Genomic DNA, 23,778 nt, shown 5'->3' on the forward strand with positions numbered 1-23,778 from the left:
CCAGACTCTCGATCTACTTCACAAAACGAGAGACCTTCCGGACTTACCAATTCCCCTTTCTATCATATGACTTTACACTCAAAGCCCTGATTTCGGCTTAAATCGTCGCTTTATCCAGCATGAAATTGAACTGACGGGTAAACAGCCCCTATTTGGCCTGACCAATTTTTTATTTTCTGACTTGCCTGGAGTATTGCATGAAAACTATTGCCACAGCGTCCCTGCCTTCAGCCGTATCGCTGCCTGCTTACGATCGCGATGCACTGAAAAGCCGTATTATTCACCTTGGCTTTGGCGCTTTCCACCGCGCACATCAGGCGCTGCTGACCAACCGGGTGTTGAATTTACAGGGCGGCGACTGGGGCATTTGTGAAATCAGTCTGTTCGGCAATGAAACCCTGATCAAAACCCTGCGCGAGCAGAACCACTTGTTCACCGTGCTGGAAAAAGGTGCGGAGGGTAATCAGGCGATTATTGTCGGCTCGGCTCATGACTCGGTACACGGCCTGATTGACGGGCTGGATGCGGTTCTCGAAAAACTGACCGAACCGCAGGTGGCGATTGTCTCGCTGACCATCACCGAAAAAGGCTACTGCATTGAGCCGGGGACCGGTGAACTTGATCTGCAAAATCCGAAAATCCAGCAGGATCTGGCGGGCGGACAAGCCCCTTGCACCGCACCAGGCGTGCTGGTTGAAGCGCTGCGCCTGCGCCATGAGCGCGGCCTGCCGGGCTTTACCGTGCTTTGTTGTGACAATATTCCGGAAAACGGTCTGGTGGTCAAAAACGCCGTTCTGGGGATGGCAAAAGCGCGTTCAGCAGAACTGACTCAGTGGATCACCCAAAACGTCTCCTTCCCGAGCACCATGGTGGATCGCATCGTTCCGGCGGCGACTGAAACTACGCTGGAAGAAATTACCCAGGCGCTCGGCGGTGTGGCTGACCCTTGCGGTATCGCCTGCGAACCGTTCATCCAGTGGGTGGTGGAAGACCACTTTGTCGCCGGACGTCCTGACTGGGAAAAAGCCGGTGCGCAGATGGTCTCCGACGTTTTGCCTTTTGAGCAGATGAAGCTGCGCATGCTCAACGGCAGCCATTCTTTCCTGGCCTATCTGGGCTATCTGGCCGGTTATCAGCACATTAACGATTGTATGGACGATGCGCACTACAAAACCGCCGCCCATCGTCTGATGCTGAAAGAACAGGCACCGACGCTGAGCGTGGAAGGGGTGGATCTGAATGATTATGCTGACAGTTTGATCGCACGCTACAGTAATCCGGCTCTGAAACACCGCACCTGGCAAATCGCCATGGACGGCACGCAAAAACTCCCGCAACGTATGCTCGACTCCATCCGCTGGCATGTGAAAAATGGCGGCTCTTATGAGCTGCTGGCACTGGGTGTCGCCGGCTGGATGCGCTATATCGGTGGGAAAGATGATGCCGGTGAGCCGATTGAAGTCAAAGATCCGATGGCTGAGCAGCTCGCTGAAATCGTGGCCTCTACCGCAGACGGAGAAGAACGCGTCAAAGCCCTGCTGGGGCTGAATGCTGTGTTTGGTGACCAACTTGCGCACAACGAAAAAGTGGTACAGGCGATTCTGGCCGCGTATGCCGATTTGCAACGCATCGGTGCTAAGAAAGCCGTGGCGAAGTACGTCAGTTAACTGTTGGTAAGATGAGATGAAAAGCAACGGCTGCTGCGGCAGCCGTTTTTATTGGCGAGGGTTATCAGTCGTTAAGCTCAGATGGTACGGAGGAAAATAAGAATCCATCGAATGAAGGATCATCCGCGTCAGACACCTGCAACAACATGTCTTTGACATTCTCCAGATGCTGCCACATCGCCTGCTTCGCCATTTTCGGATCGCGGCGCAGCACCGCCTGCAAAATAGTCTGGTGATCCTGCAACCAGATCTGGCTGTGATTCTTATCGCCGACATGCTGATGGATCCCCTGCCACATCGGGCTGCGCTGACGGATCACCCACAGATCATCCACCAGCTTAACCAGAACGCTGTTTTGCGACGCCTGCGCCAGCAAACCGTGAAAACGCTGATCCTCGGCGTCATCAGAAATGCCGCGCGCAATACAGTCTCGCTGGGCATCAATAGCGTCGCGCATTTGCAGAATATCGGTTTTGGTGGCCTGCATCGCGGCAAAAGCAGCAACTTCACTCTCCAGCAACTGCCGCGCCTGAAGCAGCTCGAACGGGCCGTAACCGCTGTCCGCACCGTCTGACAGGCTATTTTCAGTCGGCGGCAGCACATAAACACCGGAGCCTTTGCGCACGTCCACCACTTTTTCCAGTTCCAGCATGATCAGTGCTTCACGCACCACGCTGCGGCTCACGGAGAAAGATTCAGCGATATCGCGTTCCGGCGGCAAACGGTCACCAGGGGCATATTTTCCGGCGTGAATATCACGACGTAAGTGCCCGCCAATCTCCTGATAAAGTCGCATAAAGTTGCCTCTGCCGTTCAATTGGTCTGACATCTGGAAGCAGGTGATTTGCTGCCATGATGCTGCGTTTACTGGGGAAATTATAACATGCGGGGATAATCGGAAAAGGAGGAGAGCTGAAAACTGACGGGCCGATCAAAATTGGGCCAGCCAGTTCTCAGGTTGTCCGGCCAGAAGCACAACCGGCATCTTTGACGCACAAAATCACAACAAAAACTTAAGAAATGTTTAACAATTTAATTGTACGTGACCGTCATCACCGCCAGATGGGGATCGTTGTTAATTTGCTGAGTGGTGACAGTTCCAAGCGAAAGCGGCAAGTTAAATGCCTGCGGGTTTTGCGTATCTACGGCGCGAACCTGTGTCACGCTTTTACCACCGCGCTCACAGTTGCTGATAACCTGATTACTGCCGGTATTAAAGGTACATCCACCGTCAACAATCGCACCGGAGAAGTGGATCGTGCCGGTGTTTCCGGCTGTCGCAAACTGAGTCATCCCTGAGGCTAACAATCCCAAAAACAGTACCCACTTGATTCTGTTCATGGTCACATCCTCATATGAAAATAGATTTTTTAATATTTAGCTAACTTCAATTTAACATTAATACATCTAACCAAATTCGCACTATTCGGGCGAAAAAATTTGGGGATGATCCGCGCCAGTTTCAAGCTACAGGAACATTAATCGGCACAACGCTGGATTTTCTTTAATGTCCGTTGCACATTGTCGGGTGAATTTTTTAATTAAGGATAGGCAGCCATGACCAAAACTAACCTGATCACCGGTTTTCTCGGCAGCGGAAAAACCACCACACTGCGCCATTTACTGGCTCAGAAGCCTGAAGGTGAGAAATGGGCGGTTTTGGTCAATGAATTCGGCGAAATCGGCATTGACGGCGCCTTGCTGGCCGACAGCGGTGCCGTCCTGAAAGAAATACCCGGCGGATGCATGTGCTGTGTGAATGGTTTGCCGATGCAGGTGGGATTGAACATGCTATTGCAGCAGGCAAAACCCGATCGCTTGCTGATTGAGCCAACCGGGCTCGGCCATCCGAAGCAGATTCTGTCACTGCTGACGTCTGAGGTTTACAACAACTGGATAACGCTCAATGCCACGCTCTGTTTACTGGATCCGCGCCAGCTCAGCGATCAACGCGTTATCGACAACGAAAACTTCCGCGACCAGCTGGCTTCAGCGGATGTTATCGTCGCCAATAAATCCGATATGGCGCAGATGCACGATCAACAGGCGCTCGACACGTGGTATCGCCTGAACGGCGGAGGGCGTCAACTGGTGATTGCGTCACAGGGGGCCATCGACCCTGCCCTGCTCGATTTAACGCGCCTCAATAAGGTGCAACTGCCGGAGGGAAAACATCATCATGCTCATGCAGCAAGACGCGGACTGGCGGCCCTGAGTCTGCCGGAAACGCAGCGCTGGCGGCGTGCAGTGAATCAGGGTGACGGCTATACCAGCTGCGGGTGGATTTTTGATGGCGACACGCAGTTTGATACCGCAGGCATCCTCGACTGGGCGCGTACGGCACCGGTTGACCGGGTGAAAGGCATTATGCACATAAAGGAAGGGACGCTGTTGATTAACCGCCAGGGAAACGACCTGCATATTGAGACAAAACCGGTGGCACCTTTAGACAGCAGAATCGAGCTGATTACACGAGATGTTGCGCAATGGAATGAACTACAATCACTCTTGTTGAAGATTCGTTTAAGTTGTAAGGATTAAGTTAACGCTGACTAATTTATTCATTACCCTGCTAAGTATAGGTTTTCATTTATGTGGCGCCGAAATATACCTGCAATCCTGGTACTCAATGTATTAGGCGTTGCCCTGTTTTTATCCTATTACCTGCCAGCGAATCACGGTTTCTGGTTCCCGGTTGATAAGTCCATCTTCTTCTTCTTCAATCAGCATCTTGCGACGGACCACTGGTTCCTGCATCTGGTGGCCGTGACCAACAACCGCGCATTTGACAGCATTTCGCTGCTGGCGATGGGTGCGCTGTACCTGTGTTTCTTCCTCAAACAAGATTTACAGGGACGCCGTCGTCTGGTCATTATTGGTTTTGTGATGCTGCTGACCGCCGTGGTGCTTAACCAGCTCGGCCATTTACTGCCTGTCAGCCATAAAAGCCCGTCGTTGAGTTTCCCGGATGTTAACCGCGTGAGTAAACTGACCGGCATTCCGACCAAAGATGCCTCTTCGGACAGTTTCCCCGGCGACCACGGCATGATGCTGATTATCTTCTCGTGCTTTATGCTGCGTTATTTAAGCAAAGGCGCGTTTGCCGTTGCGGTGCTGATTACTATTATCTTCTCGTTGCCACGCGTGATGATAGGCGCGCACTGGTTCACGGACATCGCGGTCGGTTCAATGTCAGTTGTGCTGGTCGGCGCCAGCTGGTGGCTGATGACCCCCGCCAGCGACATACTGATTAACTGGCTGGAAAGAAAATTACCTGGTAATAAAAATCCCATTAAGAACGCGTGATTCATTGATACATATCATTTCATTATGGCCCGTCGGCGTTTTACTGTCTGGAGGGCCAGTTTTTAAGACAAATCCCAGATATACTTAGCTGAAATGTTAGCCAGAAACCCGCCTGTGAGGCAGTTTTAATCCAAATTAGTATAAAAATAACCCATCTTTTTTTACATCTTTACTTACATCAGCTTACATCACAATTTCTTATAAAAAATCTCATAATACCTCTCGCAATCCCCTATCCATTACGGTAATCTCCAATTCGCCTGCATAGAATTGTGGCTAAAACACCCGGTTTGAAGATAAAAACGTGCTCTGACGCACATTTTATCATTCAGGTGTTTGTCCCCACTGTGCGCGGCGGGTAGTCTCGCTTCGTTTGGCAATTTTAATAACGATTTCATCGTTAAGGACAGCAAGGGATAACAACAATAATGGTCAAGTCTCAACCGTTTCTGAGATATATCACGCGGATAATTCCCGCGATTGGCGCAGCAATTATTCTCACTGCGTGTAGTGGTACACATTCTTCGAACACAGAAAACGCGCAAACTGATATGCGTGCAGTAAATGACAAAGACGGTCTTCTACTGCAAGCCTCTCAGGATGAATTCGAAGCAATGGTTCGCAGCGTCAACGTAAAATCCAAAATCATGGATCAGTATGCTGACTGGAAAGGCGTTCGTTATCGTTTAGGTGGTGACAGCAAGCGTGGTATCGATTGCTCAGCCTTCGTTCAGGTAACATTCCGCGAACAATTTGGTATGGATCTGCCTCGTTCAACGTATGAACAGGAAGAAAAGGGCAAGAAAATCCAGCGCACGAAACTGCGCCCGGGTGATCTGGTTCTGTTCCGCGCCGGCTCAACAGGCCGTCACGTCGGTATTTATTTAGGTAACGATCAGTTTGTTCATGCCTCCACCAGCAACGGTGTGATGATTTCAAACCTGAAAGAATCCTACTGGAATGCCCGTTATCGTGAAGCAAGACGCGTATTGGCTAACGGCTAACCGTTACCCCATGATTTAGCTCTTGTTGTTCTATGCCAAGCGAATAAAAAAACGTCATCTTCGGATGGCGTTTTTTTATGCCGGATTTCCTCATTTATCGCAGTGAGTAATAAAAGGCTGATGTTTTATTGGCTGAGTTATACTTTGATTTCATCAGCCAGATAAAGGTTAACTCCCATGGGTTTAAAAGCGGCGCTTACGCACAGCGTATTGCCAAAACGCCGTTATTTAAAAAGAAGCCTTTTTTTCTCCGTCCTATTTTTTATTTTATTTACCCTCATCACTCTCAGTGTCATCAAAGCCAATAATTCCCGCGAACAAAATGAGATTGCTAAAAGAACCGAGCAATTCAGCGCCCGCTATTTTCATCAGTTAACCGATACCATGCGCCGCGTCGGTTTGCTGACGACAGAACCCTGTGCGTCAGTCGCCAGCGAAATTAACCGGGATGCGGCGTTCAGCATCGGTGTGCGGGACTTCCAGCTGGTACGTGATGGCATGGTGTTTTGCTCGTCTGCCTCGGGTAATCAGAACATTCCGGCCAATACCACGCTGCATGGAATTGATTTCACCCAAACGATGGCCGTCAGTTTGCAGATGGGCACGCCCGCCGTACCGAACAGGCCAGTGATTATCGTCTGGCAACGTAATCCTGGATCATCTGACGATGGCGTGATCGCCACACTCGAACTGACGTTATCGCCCTACATGCTATTTGCCCAACCCGGTACGGGATATCGCGGATTCGCCCTGCTGGTCGGTGACGCGGCGCTGATATCTTCAGAAGAAGGATTAGTCTCACTCAACGAGTTGCCGCGCAGCAATTACACTGAGATCAAAGCCGGCGACTATCCTTTCACCATCCGCCTCTACACCCCTTCCCTCACCGCCGACAATCTTCGTTTTACGCTGCTGGGCGGTCTGCTGCTTAGCATTTTCGTCTGCACGCTGATTTATTACAGTTACCTCAATCGTCACAACGTAGAGAAAGAGATCCTGCGCGGGCTGAAAAACAAAGAATTTTTTGTGGAATATCAGCCGGTGATTGAATCGCGCAGCATGAAGATTACCGGCGTCGAGGCTTTGTTACGCTGGCAGCATCCGATTGAAGGTCGCATTCCTCCCGACCTGTTTATTGCCTGTGCGGAAACTCAGGGGCTCATCGTCCAGCTGACTCAACATATGATGGCGCTGGTCGCCGCAGATGCACATGAGTTGCAACGTGCGTTTCCCGATAAAGCCAAGCTGAGCATCAATATTTCCCCGCATCACATGAACAAAGTGAGCTTCCATGATGATGTCCTGAACTTTGTCGAAGCGCTGCCGGAAAATGCGTTTCAGGTGGTTTTCGAAATCACTGAACGGGGAATGATCGATACTGAAGCGGCGATACGCGAGTTTAACTGGCTGCGGCGGCATAAGATTGAAATCGCCATTGATGATTTTGGCACCGGCCACAGCGCGTTAATTTATCTGGAAAAGTTCACGCTCGATTATCTCAAAATCGACCGGGGCTTCGTTATGTCGATTGATCAGAAAACCCTTATCGCACCGGTACTGGATACCGTACTCAAGCTGACCGAAGAGCTGAAGCTGAAAACCGTAGCCGAAGGCGTGGAAACGTACCAACAGGCAGATTATCTGCGCAATCACGGTGTCACCTACCTGCAGGGTTTTTTGTACAGCAAGCCGCTGAGCATTACCGTACTGATGGACTTCATCCGCGACTTCAACGAGAAAGAGGCGTGCTATCACATCTGAGCCGCCATCCGCTGCCCGCGATGGGGTATTTTTCTTTTAGGCGTCTGCAGCCGGATATGATAAAAAGGCCGAAATCAGTGAAGTCGCCGAAAACTGGCGCGTTACAAGGCCTTAGCCATCATTTATTCATCACTGAACGACAGCCCGCGCCTGAGTCGCAACGTGCTGTTGTCATCACAGGAGTGCAGATTGAGGATGTTTTTTCGCGTATTTGCCGCAGCATTGTGCCTGCTGAGCCTCGGCGCTCAGGCTGAAGTCATTCAGGACAGCTATGCGTTCGCGATTTTAGGCGAACCAAAATACGTGTCCAACTTCAGCAATTTTGACTACGTCAACCCTGCCGCACCGAAGGGCGGCCAGGTGACTCTCGCGGCCATCGGCACCTATGACAACTTCAACCGCTTCGCCTCCCGCGGCAATCCAGCGGTGCGCAGCGGGTCGTTGTACGACAGCCTGTTCACCACCTCCAGCGATGAGATTGGCAGCTATTATCCGCTGATCGCCGATTCTGCACGGTACGACAGCCAGTACCGTTGGGTGGAAGTGGATATCAATCCGCGCGCCCGTTTTAACGACAACACGCCAATCACCGCCAGCGATGTTGCCTTCTCTTTTAAAAAATTTATGACCGAAGGTGTCTCGCAGTTTCGCGTGGTGTACAAAGGCGTCGAGGTGAAAGCCATTTCACGCCTCACCGTGCGCATTGAGCTGCCGAAGCCGGACAAAGACATGATGCTCGGGCTGCTCGGTTTGCCGATCCTGCCGCAGACATTTTGGGAAAAACACAAATTCAACGAACCCCTCAATACCCCACCGTTGGGCAGCGGCCCTTATCGCATCAGCGATTACAAACTTGGCCAGTACATCACGTATTCCCGTGTGCCTGACTACTGGGCCGCTAATTTGCCTGTCAACCGCGGCCGTTACAATTTCGATACCATCCGCTACGACTATTACCTCGACGACAATGTGGCGCTTGAAGCCTTTAAGTCGGGCGCGTTTGATTTTCGCATGGAAACCTCACCGAAGAACTGGTCAACGCAGTATCAGGGCGGTAATTTCAGCAAAAAGTTTATTGTGAAGGCGGATGAGGAAAATCAGGCAGCACAGGATACCCGCTGGCTGGCGTTCAATCTGCATCGCCCGCAGTTTGCCGATCGCAAAGTTCGCGAGGCCATAACTCTGGCTTTCGATTTTGACTGGATGAACAAAGCACTCTATTTCGGCGCCTATCAGCGCGTTAACAGTTATTTCCAGAACACCCAATACGCCGCGAAAGACTACCCTGACTCTGCCGAACTGGCGTGGCTGGGGCCGCTGAAAGGTAAAGTACCGGCTGAAGTGTTCAGCAAACTGTATCAGCCACCGCGATCCGACGGCAGCGGTAACGACCGGACTAATCTGTTAAAAGCGACGCAACTTCTCAAAGAAGCAGGCTGGGAAGTGAAAAATCAGGTGCTGGTGAACGGTAAAACGGGCAAACCCTTTACCTTCGAACTTCTGCTGCCGAGCGGTGGGAATTCGCAGTACGTTCTGCCTTTCCAGCATAATCTGCAACGTCTGGGCATCAAGATGTCGATTCGCGAAGTCGACAGTTCCCAGTTCGTACGCCGTATGCGCCAGCGTGATTACGACATGATCCCGGCAGTTTATCCTGCCAATTCTTACCCGAGCAGCGATTTGCAGATTTACTGGAATACCAAATATCTCGACTCGACTTACAACAAATCGGGTATCAGCGATCCGGCCATCGACAAACTGACCGAAGAGATCGCCGCCAGTCAGGGCAATCCAGATGCACTGCTTTCGCTTGGTCACGCGCTGGATCGCGTGCTGACGTGGAATATGGTGATGATCCCGATGTGGTACACCAACCACGAGCGTTACGCCTACTGGGATAAATTCTCGATGCCTGCCGTTGCGCCTTCTAACGGCATGGAGCTGGATACCTGGTGGTATGACATGAACCGGGCAGCCCGCTTACCTGCGGAACGCCGCTAAGGAGAACGCCGTGGCCGCCTATTTATTACGACGACTGCTTCTGGTGATCCCTACCCTGTGGGCTATCATCACCATCAACTTCTTTATCGTACAGATCGCCCCCGGTGGTCCGGTCGATCAGGCCATTGCGGCCATTGAGATGGGGCATTCCAGCGGCCTGCCCGGCGCGGGCGGCGATTCCGGTAACGGCAAAGCCTCGCCGGGCGTTGCGCAATTTGGTGAAGGCCAGTATCGCGGCGCACGCGGGTTAGATCCCGAAGTCATTGCTGAAATTACCCACCGCTTCGGTTTTGATAAACCGCTTCACGTCCGCTATTTCGAGATGCTTTCCAGCTACGTGCGCTTTGATTTTGGCGACAGCCTGTTTCGCGGTTCCTCCGTGATGGGGCTGGTGAAAAGCGCGCTCCCAGTGTCGGTCAGCATCGGCTTGTGGAGCACGCTCATCATCTACCTGGTGTCGATCCCGTTGGGTATCCGCAAAGCGGTGCGCAACGGCTCCAAATTTGATACATGGAGCAGCACCTTTATCATTATTGGCTATGCCGTGCCGTCGTTCCTGTTCGCCATTTTGCTGATTGTGTTATTCACCGGCGGCAGTTATCTCGACTGGTTTCCGCTGCGCGGCCTGACATCACCCAATTTTGATACCCTGCCATGGTACGGCAAAGTCACCGATTACCTCTGGCATATCACGCTGCCGGTGCTGGCGACGGTGATTGGCGGCTTCGCGACGCTCACCATGCTGACCAAAAACTCGTTTATGGATGAAGTCGGCAAACAGTACGTGGTGACGGCACGCGCCAAAGGGTTGAACGAGAAGCAGATCCTTTACCGTCACGTGTTCCGCAACGCCATGCTGCTGGTGATCGCCGGTTTTCCGGCCACCTTTATCAGCATGTTTTTTACCGGTTCGTTGCTGATTGAAGTGATGTTCTCGCTGCAAGGCCTGGGACTGCTGGGTTATGATGCGATTGTGCAACGCGATTTTCCGGTGATGTTTGGCACGTTATACGTTTTCACGTTGATCGGCCTGTTGTTAAACATCATCAGCGATATCACCTACACGCTGGTTGACCCGCGTATCGACTTCGAGGGACGCCACTGATGCCCCTTCTTAATGTAAGCACTGTGAATCAGGCGCGCTGGGCACGTTTTTGCCAGAACCGGCGCGGTTTCTGGTCGCTGTGGATTTTCCTGGTGATCTTCGTTCTGGCACTGCTCTCTAACTTGCTGGCGAATGATAAACCGCTTCTGGCGCGCTATCAGGGGCACTGGTTTGTGCCTTTCATGGTTAACTACAGCGAAACCACCTTTGGCGGCGAACTGGAAACGCCTGCCGATTATCAGGATCCCTTTGTGCTCAAACATCTGGAAGAACACGGCTGGGTACTTTGGGCACCGATTCGCAGCAGTTTTAACTCCATCAACTTTGCCACTACGCAGCCCTTCCCTTCTCCACCTTCAGCGCAAAACTGGCTGGGCACCGACAGCAACGGACACGACGTGCTGGCACAAATCCTTTATGGTCTGCGGATCTCGCTGTTCTTTGGCATTTTGCTGACATTATTCTCATCGCTTATTGGAGTGACAGCCGGTGCCGCGCAGGGTTATTACGGCGGCCGAATTGATCTCATCGGGCAGCGCTTTATCGAAGTGTGGTCAGGCATGCCCACGTTGTTTCTGATTATTATGCTGGCAAGCGTTGTGCAGCCCAATTTCTGGTGGTTGTTGCTGATAAGCGTGCTTTCCGGCTGGATGATTCTGGTCGGCGTGGTGCGTGCGGAATTCCTGCGTACACGAAACTTTGATTACATCCGCGCGGCGCAGGCGATGGGCGTCAGCGACCGCGCCATTATGCTGCGGCATATGCTGCCGAACGCGATGGTCGCCACGCTGACCTATCTGCCGTTTATTCTGTGCGGCTCGATTACCACGCTGGCCTCGCTGGATTTCCTCGGTTTTGGCCTGCCGCTCGGTTCGCCCTCGCTCGGCACCTTGCTGATGGAAGGCAAAAATAATTTGCAGGCACCTTGGCTTGGCATCAGCGCCTTTGTGGTGCTGGCCTCGCTGCTGTCACTGCTGATTTTCATTGGTGAAGCGGTTCGCGACGCCTTTAATCCGTCTGCACAACACAAGGAGGCGCGCTGAAATGACAGACACACCTCTTTTACAGATAAAAAATCTCAGCGTGGCCTTCCGGCAAGGAAATCAACTTCGCGAGGTGGTTAGCGATGTGTCGCTGGATATCCGCGCGGGGGAAACACTGGCGCTGGTGGGTGAATCCGGTTCCGGTAAAAGTGTCACCGCACTGTCGGTGCTGCGCCTGCTGCCCTCGCCGCCGGTGAGTTATCCGCAAGGTGATATTCTTTTCGACGGGAAATCCCTGCTGCACGCCGATGAAAACACGCTGCGCGGCATCCGCGGCAACCAGATTTCGATGATTTTTCAGGAGCCGATGGTGTCGCTGAATCCGCTGCACACCATTGAGAAACAGCTGGCCGAAGTGCTGATGCTACATCGGGGTCTGCGCGGTAATGCGGCGCACAGTGAGATTATCCGCTGTCTGGATCGCGTAGGTATCCGTCAGGCTGCCACGCGGTTAAAAGATTTCCCGCACCAGCTCTCCGGCGGCGAACGCCAGCGCGTAATGATCGCCATGGCAGTGCTGACCAGACCCAAACTGCTGATTGCCGATGAACCCACCACCGCGCTGGATGTTTCGGTGCAGGCGCAGATCCTCTCCTTGCTCGATGAACTGAAGCAGGAAATGGGTATGGCGATGCTGTTTATCACCCACAACCTGCGCATCGTGCGTCGTCTGGCGGATAACGTTGCGGTAATGCAGCACGGACGTCTGGTGGAGCAGCAACCGCGCGCCACACTGTTTAGCCAGCCGCAGCATCCGTATACGCGTCAGTTATTGTTAGCCGAGCCACAGGGGCGTCCGCAGCCGCTAGCGGGCGAACCGCCGGTATTGCTGGAGGTGAAAAACCTGAACGTCGGTTTTCCGGTCAGACGCGGCCTGCTGCGCCGCACGGTCAGCGTCAAACACGCGGTGAATCAGATGAGTTTCCAGCTGCGTCGCGGGGAAAGCCTCGGTGTGGTGGGTGAATCCGGTTCGGGGAAAAGCACTACCGGGCTGGCATTGCTGCGCCTGCTGAAATCACAAGGCGAAATCTGGTTCGACGGCCAGCCTTTGCACACTTTTTCGCGCCAGCAAATGCTGCCCTTCCGCAGCCGGATCCAGGTGGTGTTTCAGGATCCGTTCTCGGCGCTGAACCCGCGCTTTACCGTCGAACAAATCATCGCTGAAGGCCTGCTGGTTCATCGGAAGGTGACGGAGAAAGAGCGCGAAGAGGCAGTGATCCGCGCCATGCAGGACGTGGGGTTGGATCCGCAAACCCGACACCGTTATCCGACCGAGTTTTCCGGCGGTCAGCGTCAGCGTATCGCCATCGCCCGCGCCCTGATTTTAGAGCCTGAAATGCTGATCCTTGATGAGCCGACGTCGTCGCTGGATAAATCCGTGCAGGCGCAAATTCTGGCGATCCTGAGCGAACTGCAACAACGTCGCAGCCTGACCTATCTGTTTATCAGCCATGACTTGCACGTGGTGCGGGCGTTGTGCCACCAGCTGATGGTGTTACAAAACGGAGAAGTGGTGGAACAAGGGGATTGTGAGCAGATATTCACCGCACCGCAGCAGGCTTATACCCGCGAGTTATTGTCCGCGTCAGATGCGTTTGATACTCAGTAGGAGTGAAGCAATGAAAAGCGACGCCTGACTCTGTTATCGTCAGGCTGTCAGAATGGATAAAGTGCGGTGATCGATTCGGCAATGGCCGCACCGATATTCTTCAGGCAGCAGAGCGTGGCGCTTTCATCTTCGCGACGCACAAACAGACAAGGCTCACCGTCGATTTCGACAATCGCCGCTTTCACCTGGATATCTTCCAGCGCATTGGTCAGTTGATGCATAACCTGCCAGGCAAACTCACCCTCATGGCTCAATAATTTCAGGCCAATCAGATTGTTATCTTCTTCGTTGCCAGGCAGCGGAATCGGTTCAACTTTGATACCGGCAAAACCTGACATCCAGCGATAACTTTGCGGCAAACGGTGTACTACCGAAAGTTGGATATTATTCACGGGGTTCCCCAGACAATGATTTAAACAAATCATCTACAAAATCGTTACATCTATACCAGTTATAGACGACGGAACGTGCTTTGCCCAATTTACGCTCAAATAATTAACATTAAATTAACGTCATCAGCCGCAGAACCGTAAACTATAACCCTTTTCTGTCCGCTCTCGAAGGTTCTGAGAGCCAGATCTCATTTTGGCTTCTTTGTAACCTTTTCCGCCTTATTTAACAACCATTTTCATCATTAACAGCTACTTTTTAACTTCTATTTATTTACAAAAAATATACAAATTGCATTAAGCTGAAGAAACAGACAAGAATAAAAACCGTTTAAAATTATGATAATACCCATTTTAACCGGCAATTTATTCTCAGACTCTGTCATTAATTTCAGACTGAAATGAACCGGATGGTTACATTTTTATCGCGGCGCATCATACGTTAAAATCTGGATCTAATGTTAATAAATCCGCACAATTTGTTTGCACAAAACCCTCATTATTGGCTTATCATCCGCATCGTTATTACTGATATACCCTGTCAGGATGAAAGACACCCGCCTTAACTTTCTGATAAATATCATAATGAGTCATTGAACTACGCATTCCTGAGTCATTTGGCTCACACCCAACCCAGCGAGAAATGAGATGGAAAACGATCCTTCAATCAATGGAAGCCATACGACCGTCAATGGAACCGGTTTCAGTCGTCGTGAACTGCTGAAAGGTTTAACCTCGGCAATGGTCGCCACCACCCTGCTCGGCTTTCCTTTTCTGAGCCAGGCCGAAAAAGAGACCGCCACGCAGGCCCCGGTTATCTTCGGGCAGTTCTATCTGGTCTCACAGGCCATCACCGAACATAAAAATATTAGCGAAGGTTCTTCAGCGCAGATTTTTAACGCGTTTCACCGCTCGCAGTCGGATTTCGCCGCACAGGTCAGCAAGCTCCACGCGCTGGTCAGGCCGGGACAATCGGCCAAAGCCTTGCAAGAAGCCGCGAAGCAAAACGGTCTGGGTGAACTGGTGACCAGCATCGTCACCGCGTGGTACACCGGTACCGTTGGTCATGGTACCGATTCCATTTTAATTTCTTACAAAGATGCTCTGATGTACCGCCCGGTCAGCGACGGCCTGATTGTGCCGACCTACTGCGGCAACGGTCCGCTGTATTTCACCGCCGCGCCACCTGACGCCGCGATGCCTGAATCGATGAACGCTGACCGTTTTACCAATACTTCTGAATCTGCTGATGTGAGCAAAGCCTGATGAAAAAACCCGAATTTACCGCAGACGGCGATGCGTCTGCTGATGTGATCGTTGTCGGTTCCGGCGTCGTGGGCGGCATGATTGCCGATCAACTGGTCAGCCAGGGATATTCCGTCCTGGTACTGGAAGCCGGTTTGCGTATCGAACGCGCGCAGGCGGTGGAAAACTGGCGCAATATGCCGTTTGACAACCGCGCGGGCTCTGATTTCCAGGGGCTTTATCCGCAGTCAGAAAACGCCCCTGCACCGCTGTACTTCCCCGAAAACAACTATGTGCATCTGACCGGCCCGAGCGCAGGCAGCTTCAAACAGGGTTATCTGCGCACCGTCGGCGGCACCACCTGGCACTGGGCGGCATCCTGCTGGCGTCACGTCCCTAACGATTTCAAAATGAAAACGCTGTACGGCGTGGGTCGCGACTGGCCGATTTCCTATGACGAACTCGAGCCCTATTACTGCCGTGCGGAAGAAGAAATCGGCGTAGCGGGTCCGAATGACCCGGCATTGCAATCCCCTGCACAGCGCAGCAAACCTTACCCGATGGAACAGGTGCCTTACGGTTACGGAGATACCCGCTTTGCAGAAATCGTTAACCCGCACGGTTACCGCTCGGTACCGATCCCACAGGGCCGCAGCACGCGTCCGTGGAACGGTCGCCCGACCTGTTGCGGTAATAACAACTGCCAGCCAATCTGCCCGATCGGCGCGATGTATAATGGTATCGCCCACGTCGAACGTGCCGAAAACAAAGGTGCCGTGGTGCTGGCCGAAGCTGTGGTTTACAAGATTGATACCGACGAAAACAACAATGTCACGGCGGTTCACTGGCTGGATAATCAGAAGAAATCGCACAAGGCGACCGGTAAAGTCTTCGCACTGGCCTGTAACGGCATCGAAACCCCGCGTCTGCTGCTGATGGCAGCGAACGAAAAGAACCCGAACGGTATCGCCAACTCGTCCGATCACGTTGGCCGTAACATGATGGACCACTCCGGTTTCCACTGTACCTTCATCGCCAAAGAGCCGTTGTGGATTGGCCGTGGCCCGGCGCAGAGCAGCTGCCTGGTCGGCCCGCGCGACGGTGATTTCCGCAAGGATTACTCCGCCAATAAGATGATCCTCAACAACATCAGCCGCGTGATCCCGGCAACGTCCAAAGCGTTGCAGATGGGGCTGGTGGGCAAGGAGCTGGATGAAGAAATCCGCCGCCGCTCTATTTTCGGCGTGGATTTATCCATCAGCCTGGAGCCTTTGCCGGATCCGAATAACCGCCTGACGCTCAGCACGACCCGTAAAGATCCGCACGGTCTGCCGTGCCCGGATATTCATTACGACGTCGGGGATTACGTGCGTAAAGGTGCGGAAGCGGCACACAAGCAGCTGGAACATATCGGCTCGCTGTTTATGGCGGAAGAATTCAACATCACCACCAGCCTGAACGCCAACAACCACATTATGGGCGGCACCATCATGGGGAACGATCCGAAAGATTCCGTGGTGAACGGTGAATGTCGTGCGCACGATCACGCCAACCTGTGGTTGCCGGGCGGCGGTGCAATCCCGTCCTCCAGCGTGGTGAACAGTACGCTGACCATGGCCGCACTGGGTCTGAAAGCAGCGGATGATATGGCGAAAAAACTGGCAGGTGCGGCATGAAGAAAATCATCACTGCATGCCTGTTCAGTATCTCCCTAAGCGGCTTTGCGGCGGCGCAGGACAATCAGGCCGAACTCATCCGTCAGGGGCAGGAGGTCGCGACTGCGGCGGACTGTCAGGCCTGTCATACCGCACCGGAAGGCGGTAAAGCGTTTGCCGGTGGCTATGAAATCCACTCGCCGATGGGCACGATTTACACCACCAACATCACCCCGTCGAAACAGTTTGGTATCGGCAATTATACTGAGCAGCAGTTTGTCCGTGCTGTACGCGAAGGTGTGCGCCCGGACGGCGCAAATCTCTATCCGGCCATGCCTTACACCTCTTACAGCCATATGAGCGATGCCGATATGCATGCGCTGTATGTCTATTTCAAAGAAGGTGTGAAACCGGTCGAACAGCCGAATACTGAAACTGCCCTGCCGTTCCCGTTCAACATGCGTATTGCGATGGCCGGCTGGAACCTGATGTATCTCGACAGCACGCCGTTTAAACCGGATCCGACCAAAAGCGAGCAATGGAACCGTGGTGCGTATCTGGTGAACGGTGCCGGTCACTGTGATACCTGCCACACGCCACGTAACCTGATGATGGGTTCCGTGACGGATAAACCGCTGGCGGGCGGTATGGTCGGTCCGTGGTATGCGCCGAACATCAGTTCTGATCCGGTCAGCGGCATCGGCAACTGGTCACAACCTCAGCTGGTGGAATATCTGAAAACCGGCAAAACTGCCGGGAAAAATCAGGCAGCCGGGGGCATGGCCGAAGCGGTGCAAAACAGTCTGCAATACATGTCAGATACTGATCTCAATGCCATCGCCTTCTACCTGAAAAACAGCACACCGGTGCGTGACCCGCGTGATACACAGGCAGCGGATACCTATGGTAAACCGGTGAATGTGGAAGAAGGTCTGCGCGGCGTACACCCTTACAATGCTAACAACACCATTGATAACGGTGCAGCACTGTTTAGCGGTTACTGCGCCAGCTGCCATCAGCCGGATGGCTCAGGCAGTAAAAATCAGGCGTATCCGTCGCTGTACAATAATACAGCGACAGGTATGGGCAACGCGTCTAACCTGATTTCCGCCATTCTGTACGGCGTGGATCGCCAGGTCGGCGACCATCATGTGCTGATGCCGAAATTCGGCGTGGGTTCGTATGTCGGTCAGCTCGACGATCAGCAGATTGCAGATATCTCCAACTACGTGCTGAAGAACTACGGCAACGCGGGTGTGCAGGTTAACGCGCAGGATGTCGCGGTGTTACGCGCCGGGGGGCCGGTCACATTGCTGGCAAAACTCCAGCCGTTCATGGCACCGGCGATGGTGGCAGGCGTGGTGATTCTGCTGGTGCTGATTTTCTGGCTCGGACGCAAACGCAAAGCGAAAGCGGCGTAATTCGTTCAATGCAATGCAAAACGGCCCTGCTTAAGGGCCGTTTTTTTATGTCAGAAATTCAGCTTAACCTCGGCCTACCAGCGGCATCGCGCTCGCCATGACGGTCATGGTCAGCACGTTAGTATCAAGCGGCAAACCGGCCATAAATGCCACCGCCTCACCGACACGTTCCACCGGGATCACCGGTTCTTCGGCAATATGCCCGTCGGCCTGCATTCTGCCCGCCAGCGCTTTATTGCCCATGTCCGTCGCTGCATTGCCCACATCAATCTGCCCGCAGGCAATATTGAACGCGCGCCCATCCAGCGCGGTGGATTTGGTCAGACCGGTAATAGCGTGTTTGCTGGCGGTGTACGGCGCAGAATTCGGGCGCGGCGACTGCGCCGAAATAGAGCCGTTGTTGATGATGCGCCCACCCTGCGGCGATTGCTGTTTCATCAGTTTTACCGCCGCCTGCGTACATAAAAATACGCCGGTCAGATTGGTGTTGATCACCGACAGCCAGTCTTCCACCGGCAGTTCGTCGATGGGCACATCCTTCACATTGTTACCGGCGTTATTGAACAGCACATCCAGCCGCCCGAAGGTTTCCTGAATATCCTGAAACAGTGCGGCGACCGATTGCGGGCTGGTAACGTCCAGTTGCCGCGCCACCGCCTGCCCCGCTGCAAATAACTTCACCGCCTGATCAAGCTTTTCTTTATTGCGCCCGGCCAGGATCACGGTAAAACCGATCGCTCCCAGCGCCTTCGCGGCACTCAGGCCAATGCCGCTCCCGCCGCCGGTGACTAAAGCAATTTTCGCGTTTTCTGTGCTCATCTCGCTTCCTTCTACACCGCGGCCAGCATGCCGCCATCAATGAATAAAAGATGCCCGTTGACGAAATCTGAGGCTCGGGATGACAGATAAACTGCGCCGCCGACCAGCTCTTCCGGGTTACCCCAGCGCGCTGCCGGTGTGCGTTTACACAGCCAGTCGGAGAACTCTTTGTTATCCACCAGCGCCTGCGTCATGTCGGTTTTGAAATAGCCCGGTGCGATGCCGTTCACCTGAATATTGTAGCGCGCCAGCTCAACACACATGCCGCGGGTCAGCATTTTCACCGCCCCCTTTGACGCGGCGTAAGGCGTGATGGTGTCGCGGCCCAGCTCGCTTTGCATCGAACCGATATTGATGATTTTGCCGCGCTCGCGCGGGATCATGTAACGCGCCACCGCCTGAGAAACCAAAAACACGGATTTCTGGTTCACGGCAATCACGTCGTCCCAGTCTTTTTCCGGAAACTCGGTAAATTTGTGACGGCGCTGGATCCCGGCGTTATTGATCAGCACATCAATCGGTCCGATGGTGCTTTCAATATGGTCAATAGCCTGATTCACCGCCTGACTGCTGGTGACATCAAACGCAACGGCATGGGCGATAAAACCTTCCGCCCGCAGGGCTTCGGCCGCCTTTTGCGTGGACGCCTGCTGCGTACCGTTGACGATAATTTCAGCGCCGTGCTGCGCCAGCCCTTTCGCCAGCAGGAAACCCAGACCGCGCGTGGATCCGGTGACCAGTATCTTTTTGTTATCCAGTGAGAAGAGATTTGTCATAGCATTGGCCTTATGAAGGAAGCGGTTCGAAGCGTTAGCCACACTACAACGTTTTAGGCGCGGGCAAACTGTGATGCAGATCACTTTGAAGGATGTTAAAAAACGCTGTTACCCTTCGTGTGATCATCATCATTTTGATAACAATTCACGGCGCTTTCTGTTTCAATAATCAGGACTATTTGCAGGCACAACCAGGAACATTCCGCATGAGAAATCAGCGCGTGACACTACAGGATATCGCCCAACTGGCAGATGTGACCAAGATGACGGTCAGTCGTTTTCTGCGCACGCCGGAAAAGGTGTCTCCTGAAACCCGCGAGCGCATCACCAGGGTGATGGAGGAAGTGGGATATCCGCTGGAAGAGGCGCGGGGACCGGCCAAAGCGCCGCGCATCGGCATTCTTGTGCCGTCGTTTAATAATCAGATCTTCTCCGATTTGCTGGCCGGTATTGAATCGGTGACCTCGGCACAGGGCTACCAGACGCTGGTGGTCAATTATGATTACAGCAAAGAGCGCGAAGAAGAGCACATCATCAACCTGCTGGGTTATCAGCTGGCGGGGCTTATCCTGACGGATTCCGTCCATACGCTGAAAGCCGATAAGTACCTGAATGCGGCGGATATTCCCGTGGCGCAGGTGATGGATCTGGATGATGCCCATGGCCGGATCGCCGTAGGGTTTGACAATCAGCAGGCCGGCTACGACATGGCCACCACGCTGCTCGCCAGCGGCAAACAGCACGTGGTCTATTTCGGCTCGATGTCTGATGCCCGCGATCAGAAACGTTATCAGGGATATTGCCGCGCCATGAATGAACGCGGGCTGACGCCGGTGCATATCACGCCAAATAAAGTCTCGTCGGTGTCTATTGGCGCAGGCATGCTGGCGATGGCGCGCCAGCTGGATCCGCAGACAAACGCCATTTTATGCACCAATGACGATATTGCGGTGGGCGTGTTACAGGAATGCCTGAAATTGGGGATCCGCGTCCCTCAGGACATGGCGATTTCCGGCTTCCATGGTCTGGATATCGGCCTGGCGACCACGCCGCTGCTGGCCAGTGTTATTACCCCGCGCTTCGAAATGGGCAAAGTGGTGGCCGAGATATTACTGAAGAAAATCAAAAACCTGCCTACCATTGAGCGCGTCGATTTACACTATCGGATCTCTCTGGGCGGCACGATTTAACACAGCTTCCCCCCTGTTTACCAGCGGTTAAAAATCCTCAGTCCCGCGCCCGAAGTGTGGCGCAGGATCACGTTACGGGTAACACCTTTTCTTAACATAATTCAACGTGACTCATGTCACTAAATAGTTTCCTCAAAATGCTTTTATTAGGCCATCGCCGGATACAAGTACACAGAGGAAAGAATATGAATAATAAGATTCCTAAGGCCCGCTGGTTACGCGTCATCGCTCCCATTCTCATTGCCTGTATTATTTCGTTTATGGACAGGGTGAATATTAGTTTCGCCATGCCCGGAGGAATGGATGCTGAATTAGGAATTACCGCATCGATGGCCGGACTGGCTGCGGGTATTTTCTTCATCGGTTATTTATTCCTGCAAGTACCCGGCGGCAGCCTTGCCGTTCATGGCAGCGGACGCAAATTTATCGCCTGCTCGCTGATTGCCTGGGCAATCATTTCCATCCTCACCGGTTTTATCACTAACCAGTACCAGCTACTGTTCCTGCGCTTTGCGCTGGGCGTGGCAGAAGGCGGCATGTTGCCGGTGGTGCTGACGATGGTCAGCAACTGGTTCCCGGACAAGGAGCGTGGTCGCGCCAATGCTTATGTGCTGATGTTCGCGCCGCTGGGTGGCATGATCACCGCCCCACTGTCCGGCCTGATTCTGGATACACTCGACTGGCGCTGGTTGTTCATCATTGAAGGGGCATTGTCTTTCGTGGTGATGATTTTCTGGTGGTTCACCATCAGCGACCGTCCGGAAGAGGCCAAATGGCTGTCAGAGCGTGAACGCGACTATCTGGTCACCGAGCTGAACCGCGAACGCGACGCCCTGCGGGCACTGGCGCCGGTGAACAATGCGCCGCTCAAAGAGGTGTTCCGCAACGGTTCTATCGTCAAACTGATCATCATTAACTTCTTCTATCAGACCGGCATCTACGGCTACACCCTGTGGCTGCCGACTATCCTGAAAAACCTCACCGGCGGCGACATGAGCTCGGTGGGTATGCTGGCGATTATCCCTTACGTGGGCACCATGCTGGGGATCCTGGCGATGTCGGTGATGTCCGATAAAACCGGCAAACGCCGGATGTTTATCGCCCTGCCGCTGTGTGGTTTCGCGGCCTGTCTGGCGGCGTCGGTGGCATTCGGCCATAACATCATGGCGGCCTACGGTTTCCTGGTCGGTGCCGGTTTCTTCCTGCAAGCCGCCACCAGCGCCTTCTGGACCATTCCGGGCAAAGTGACCACGCCGGAAGTGGCAGGCAGCGCGCGCGGTGTGATTAACGGTCTGGGGAATTTAGGGGGCTTCTGCGGGCCGTATCTGGTCGGCGTACTGGTCAGCCTGTACGGTCAGAGCACCGCGATTTACGCGCTGGTGGCGTCATTACTGATTGCCGCAGCGGTCACCACGTTACTGCCGAAAGAGTGCGACATGGCGCTTATCCCCGGCGCGAAAGCCAAAGCGATGGCGGATGAATATGCCAGAGCCAAAGCTGCACGCAGAGTTCAGGGAGTTAAAGCGGAGATCGTTGGCTAGGAGAATGACTCCCCTTCGCAGGGGAGTTTATATCAGGCGACTTGGGTAGACACTTTCGCCGGGCGGCTGGCGTACAGGTACAGCAAGGTGGCGGCAATCACGCAAAACGCCATTGAACCGACCATCGGCCAGGCACTTTTCGCGGTAAACAGCGACAGAATGGAACCAATCGCCGCACCGGTGCCGAAACGAATCGTCCCGGCCAGAGAGGCCGCGGTACCGGCCATGTGCGGAAAGTCATCCATGATCACCGCCATCGCGTTAGACGTCACCATGGCAATCACGCCGACATACCCCGCCACGCCTATCACCATTGCCCAGAATGGCAACCCAAGCAGACACACTACGACCAGCCAGATACCCATCGCCAGCTGCACAAACAGGCCGAAGCGGAACATTTTCACTGCGCCCGCGCGGCGGACGTTACGGCTGTTAATGATGGTCAGGATGACCAGCGCCACGATGTTCAGCGCAAAGTAAAAGCCGAAGTGTTGCGGCGAAACACCGTTGAGTTCGATATACACAAACGGACCGGCGCTGAGGAAGGAGAACATCCCGGCGAAAGAGAAACCACTCGCCAGCATATAACTCAACACGCGCTTATGGCGAAACAGCGACACAAAGTTGCCAATGCTGGTACGCAGATGGAATTTTTGTCTTCGCTCTTTGGGCAGCGTTTCTTTGATGTACACCGCCACCAGCGTTGCGGCAATCAGCGCGGCAATCGCCATCGCCCAGAAAATCGCGTGCCAGCTGAACAGCACCATCAGTACGCCGCCCAGCATCGGGGCAAGCAGCGGCGCGACGGTCATTACCAGCACCACGAAAGACATCATCCGCGAGAACTCGTCTTTAGTGAACATGTCGCGCATCAGCGCGTTGATCACCACGCTGGCGGCCGCCGCAGCTAAACCGTGCAGGAAGCGCATCCAGACCAGCTGCTCGACCGACTGCGCCATCGCACAGGCCCCGGCCGCTACCGCAAAGATCATTACGCCCCAGAAAATGACCGGTTTACGCCCGAGGCTGTCCGCCATCGGCCCGTAAAACAGCTGCCCTATCGCAAAACCCAGCACGTAGGCGCTGAGGGTCATTTGCACACTGCCCGCCGGAACACCATATTCCTGCGCGATCACGGGCATACTTGGCAGATACATATCGATAGCCAGAGGCATCAGCATCGATATCAATCCCAGAATGAAAATCAATCCAATATGGGATACCGGTTTTTCCTGCACGTTCACCA

20 protein-coding genes are annotated in these 23,778 nt (G+C 53.5%); 14 read left to right on the forward strand and 6 right to left on the reverse strand.

The genetic code is table 11. From position 1 onward, the window contains the following. Window positions 1-197: 197 nt before the first annotated feature. The gene (locus GE278_13980; GenBank protein ID QLK61812.1) at window positions 198-1,667 is read left to right on the forward strand and encodes a fructuronate reductase; all 1,470 of its coding nucleotides are present in this window, start codon (window positions 198-200) and stop codon (window positions 1,665-1,667) included. Between the two features lie 64 nt (window positions 1,668-1,731). Here the strand turns inward: GE278_13980 and GE278_13985 are convergent, their stop codons facing one another. Further along, window positions 1,732-2,463 (reverse strand): FCD domain-containing protein, encoded by a 732-nt coding sequence (locus tag GE278_13985; protein QLK61813.1) that lies wholly within the window; start codon window positions 2,461-2,463, stop codon window positions 1,732-1,734. Window positions 2,464-2,699: 236 nt separating this feature from the next. Then, window positions 2,700-3,008, reverse strand: coding sequence for a hypothetical protein (locus tag GE278_13990; protein QLK61814.1), 309 nt, complete (start codon window positions 3,006-3,008; stop codon window positions 2,700-2,702). Window positions 3,009-3,224: 216 nt separating this feature from the next. Here GE278_13990 and GE278_13995 point away from each other — a divergent pair, with 216 nt between their 5' ends. The 8 genes from GE278_13995 to yejF all read left to right on the forward strand — a co-directional run bounded on the left by GE278_13995 (window position 3,225) and on the right by yejF (window position 13,496). Continuing rightward, window positions 3,225-4,208 carry a hypothetical protein gene (locus GE278_13995; protein QLK61815.1) on the forward strand — a complete coding sequence of 328 codons (984 nt, stop codon included), beginning with the start codon at window positions 3,225-3,227 and terminating at the stop codon, window positions 4,206-4,208. A gap of 51 nt (window positions 4,209-4,259) precedes the next feature. Continuing rightward, window positions 4,260-4,973 (forward strand): phosphatase PAP2 family protein, encoded by a 714-nt coding sequence (locus tag GE278_14000; protein ID QLK61816.1) that lies wholly within the window; start codon window positions 4,260-4,262, stop codon window positions 4,971-4,973. A gap of 428 nt (window positions 4,974-5,401) precedes the next feature. Continuing rightward, window positions 5,402-5,977 (forward strand): bifunctional murein DD-endopeptidase/murein LD-carboxypeptidase, encoded by a 576-nt coding sequence (mepS, locus tag GE278_14005; protein ID QLK61817.1) that lies wholly within the window; start codon window positions 5,402-5,404, stop codon window positions 5,975-5,977. A gap of 177 nt (window positions 5,978-6,154) precedes the next feature. Beyond that, the gene (locus tag GE278_14010; GenBank protein ID QLK61818.1) at window positions 6,155-7,738 is read left to right on the forward strand and encodes a cyclic di-GMP phosphodiesterase; all 1,584 of its coding nucleotides are present in this window, start codon (window positions 6,155-6,157) and stop codon (window positions 7,736-7,738) included. Window positions 7,739-7,933: 195 nt separating this feature from the next. Further along, entirely contained in the window at window positions 7,934-9,739 is a 1,806-nt protein-coding gene (locus GE278_14015) for an ABC transporter substrate-binding protein (protein ID QLK61819.1), read from the forward strand. Window positions 9,740-9,749: 10 nt separating this feature from the next. Next, complete coding sequence (gene yejB / locus GE278_14020; GenBank protein ID QLK61820.1) at window positions 9,750-10,844, forward strand: microcin C ABC transporter permease YejB; 1,095 nt, start codon at window positions 9,750-9,752, stop codon at window positions 10,842-10,844. Then, the gene (locus GE278_14025; protein QLK61821.1) at window positions 10,844-11,887 is read left to right on the forward strand and encodes an ABC transporter permease subunit; all 1,044 of its coding nucleotides are present in this window, start codon (window positions 10,844-10,846) and stop codon (window positions 11,885-11,887) included. Before yejB ends, GE278_14025 begins: the two co-directional genes overlap by 1 nt. A 1-nt stretch (window position 11,888) precedes the next feature. Further along, entirely contained in the window at window positions 11,889-13,496 is a 1,608-nt protein-coding gene (yejF, locus tag GE278_14030) for a microcin C ABC transporter ATP-binding protein YejF (GenBank protein QLK61822.1), read from the forward strand. 47 nt (window positions 13,497-13,543) lie between these two features. On the opposite strand, the gene GE278_14035 is transcribed toward yejF, so the two are convergent. After that, window positions 13,544-13,888, reverse strand: a complete 345-nt coding sequence (locus GE278_14035; GenBank protein ID QLK61823.1) for a hypothetical protein — start codon at window positions 13,886-13,888, stop codon at window positions 13,544-13,546. 645 nt (window positions 13,889-14,533) lie between these two features. Here GE278_14035 and GE278_14040 point away from each other — a divergent pair. From GE278_14040 to GE278_14050, 3 genes are read left to right on the forward strand one after another with little or no spacing between them, the layout of a single operon-like run. After that, on the forward strand, window positions 14,534-15,151 hold the full coding sequence (locus GE278_14040) for a dehydrogenase (GenBank protein QLK61824.1): 618 nt from the start codon (window positions 14,534-14,536) through the stop codon (window positions 15,149-15,151). Beyond that, window positions 15,151-16,806, forward strand: coding sequence for a choline dehydrogenase (locus GE278_14045; protein ID QLK61825.1), 1,656 nt, complete (start codon window positions 15,151-15,153; stop codon window positions 16,804-16,806). The genes GE278_14040 and GE278_14045 overlap by 1 nt, the downstream gene beginning before the upstream one ends. Beyond that, entirely contained in the window at window positions 16,803-18,206 is a 1,404-nt protein-coding gene (locus GE278_14050; GenBank protein ID QLK61826.1) for a c-type cytochrome, read from the forward strand. Before GE278_14045 ends, GE278_14050 begins: the two co-directional genes overlap by 4 nt. A gap of 63 nt (window positions 18,207-18,269) precedes the next feature. Here GE278_14050 and GE278_14055 read toward each other — a convergent pair whose 3' ends face one another. Next, window positions 18,270-19,025 carry an SDR family NAD(P)-dependent oxidoreductase gene (locus tag GE278_14055; GenBank protein ID QLK61827.1) on the reverse strand — a complete coding sequence of 252 codons (756 nt, stop codon included), beginning with the start codon at window positions 19,023-19,025 and terminating at the stop codon, window positions 18,270-18,272. An 11-nt stretch (window positions 19,026-19,036) separates the two neighbouring features. Then, a complete protein-coding gene (gene idnO / locus GE278_14060) occupies window positions 19,037-19,801 on the reverse strand; it encodes a gluconate 5-dehydrogenase (protein ID QLK61828.1) in 765 nt (254 codons plus the stop codon). Between the two features lie 206 nt (window positions 19,802-20,007). On the opposite strand from idnO, the gene GE278_14065 reads away from it, so the two are divergent. Beyond that, on the forward strand, window positions 20,008-20,991 hold the full coding sequence (locus GE278_14065; GenBank protein QLK61829.1) for a LacI family DNA-binding transcriptional regulator: 984 nt from the start codon (window positions 20,008-20,010) through the stop codon (window positions 20,989-20,991). A gap of 185 nt (window positions 20,992-21,176) precedes the next feature. Further along, window positions 21,177-22,532: an MFS transporter gene (locus tag GE278_14070; GenBank protein ID QLK61830.1), complete on the forward strand. Its 1,356-nt coding sequence runs from the start codon at window positions 21,177-21,179 to the stop codon at window positions 22,530-22,532. Between the two features lie 32 nt (window positions 22,533-22,564). Here the strand turns inward: GE278_14070 and GE278_14075 are convergent, their stop codons facing one another. After that, window positions 22,565-23,770 (reverse strand): Bcr/CflA family multidrug efflux MFS transporter, encoded by a 1,206-nt coding sequence (locus GE278_14075; GenBank protein QLK61831.1) that lies wholly within the window; start codon window positions 23,768-23,770, stop codon window positions 22,565-22,567. Between the last annotated feature and the right edge of the window lie 8 nt (window positions 23,771-23,778).

This window comes from Enterobacteriaceae bacterium Kacie_13 (assembly GCA_013457415.1).
Taxonomy (GTDB): domain Bacteria; phylum Pseudomonadota; class Gammaproteobacteria; order Enterobacterales; family Enterobacteriaceae; genus Rahnella.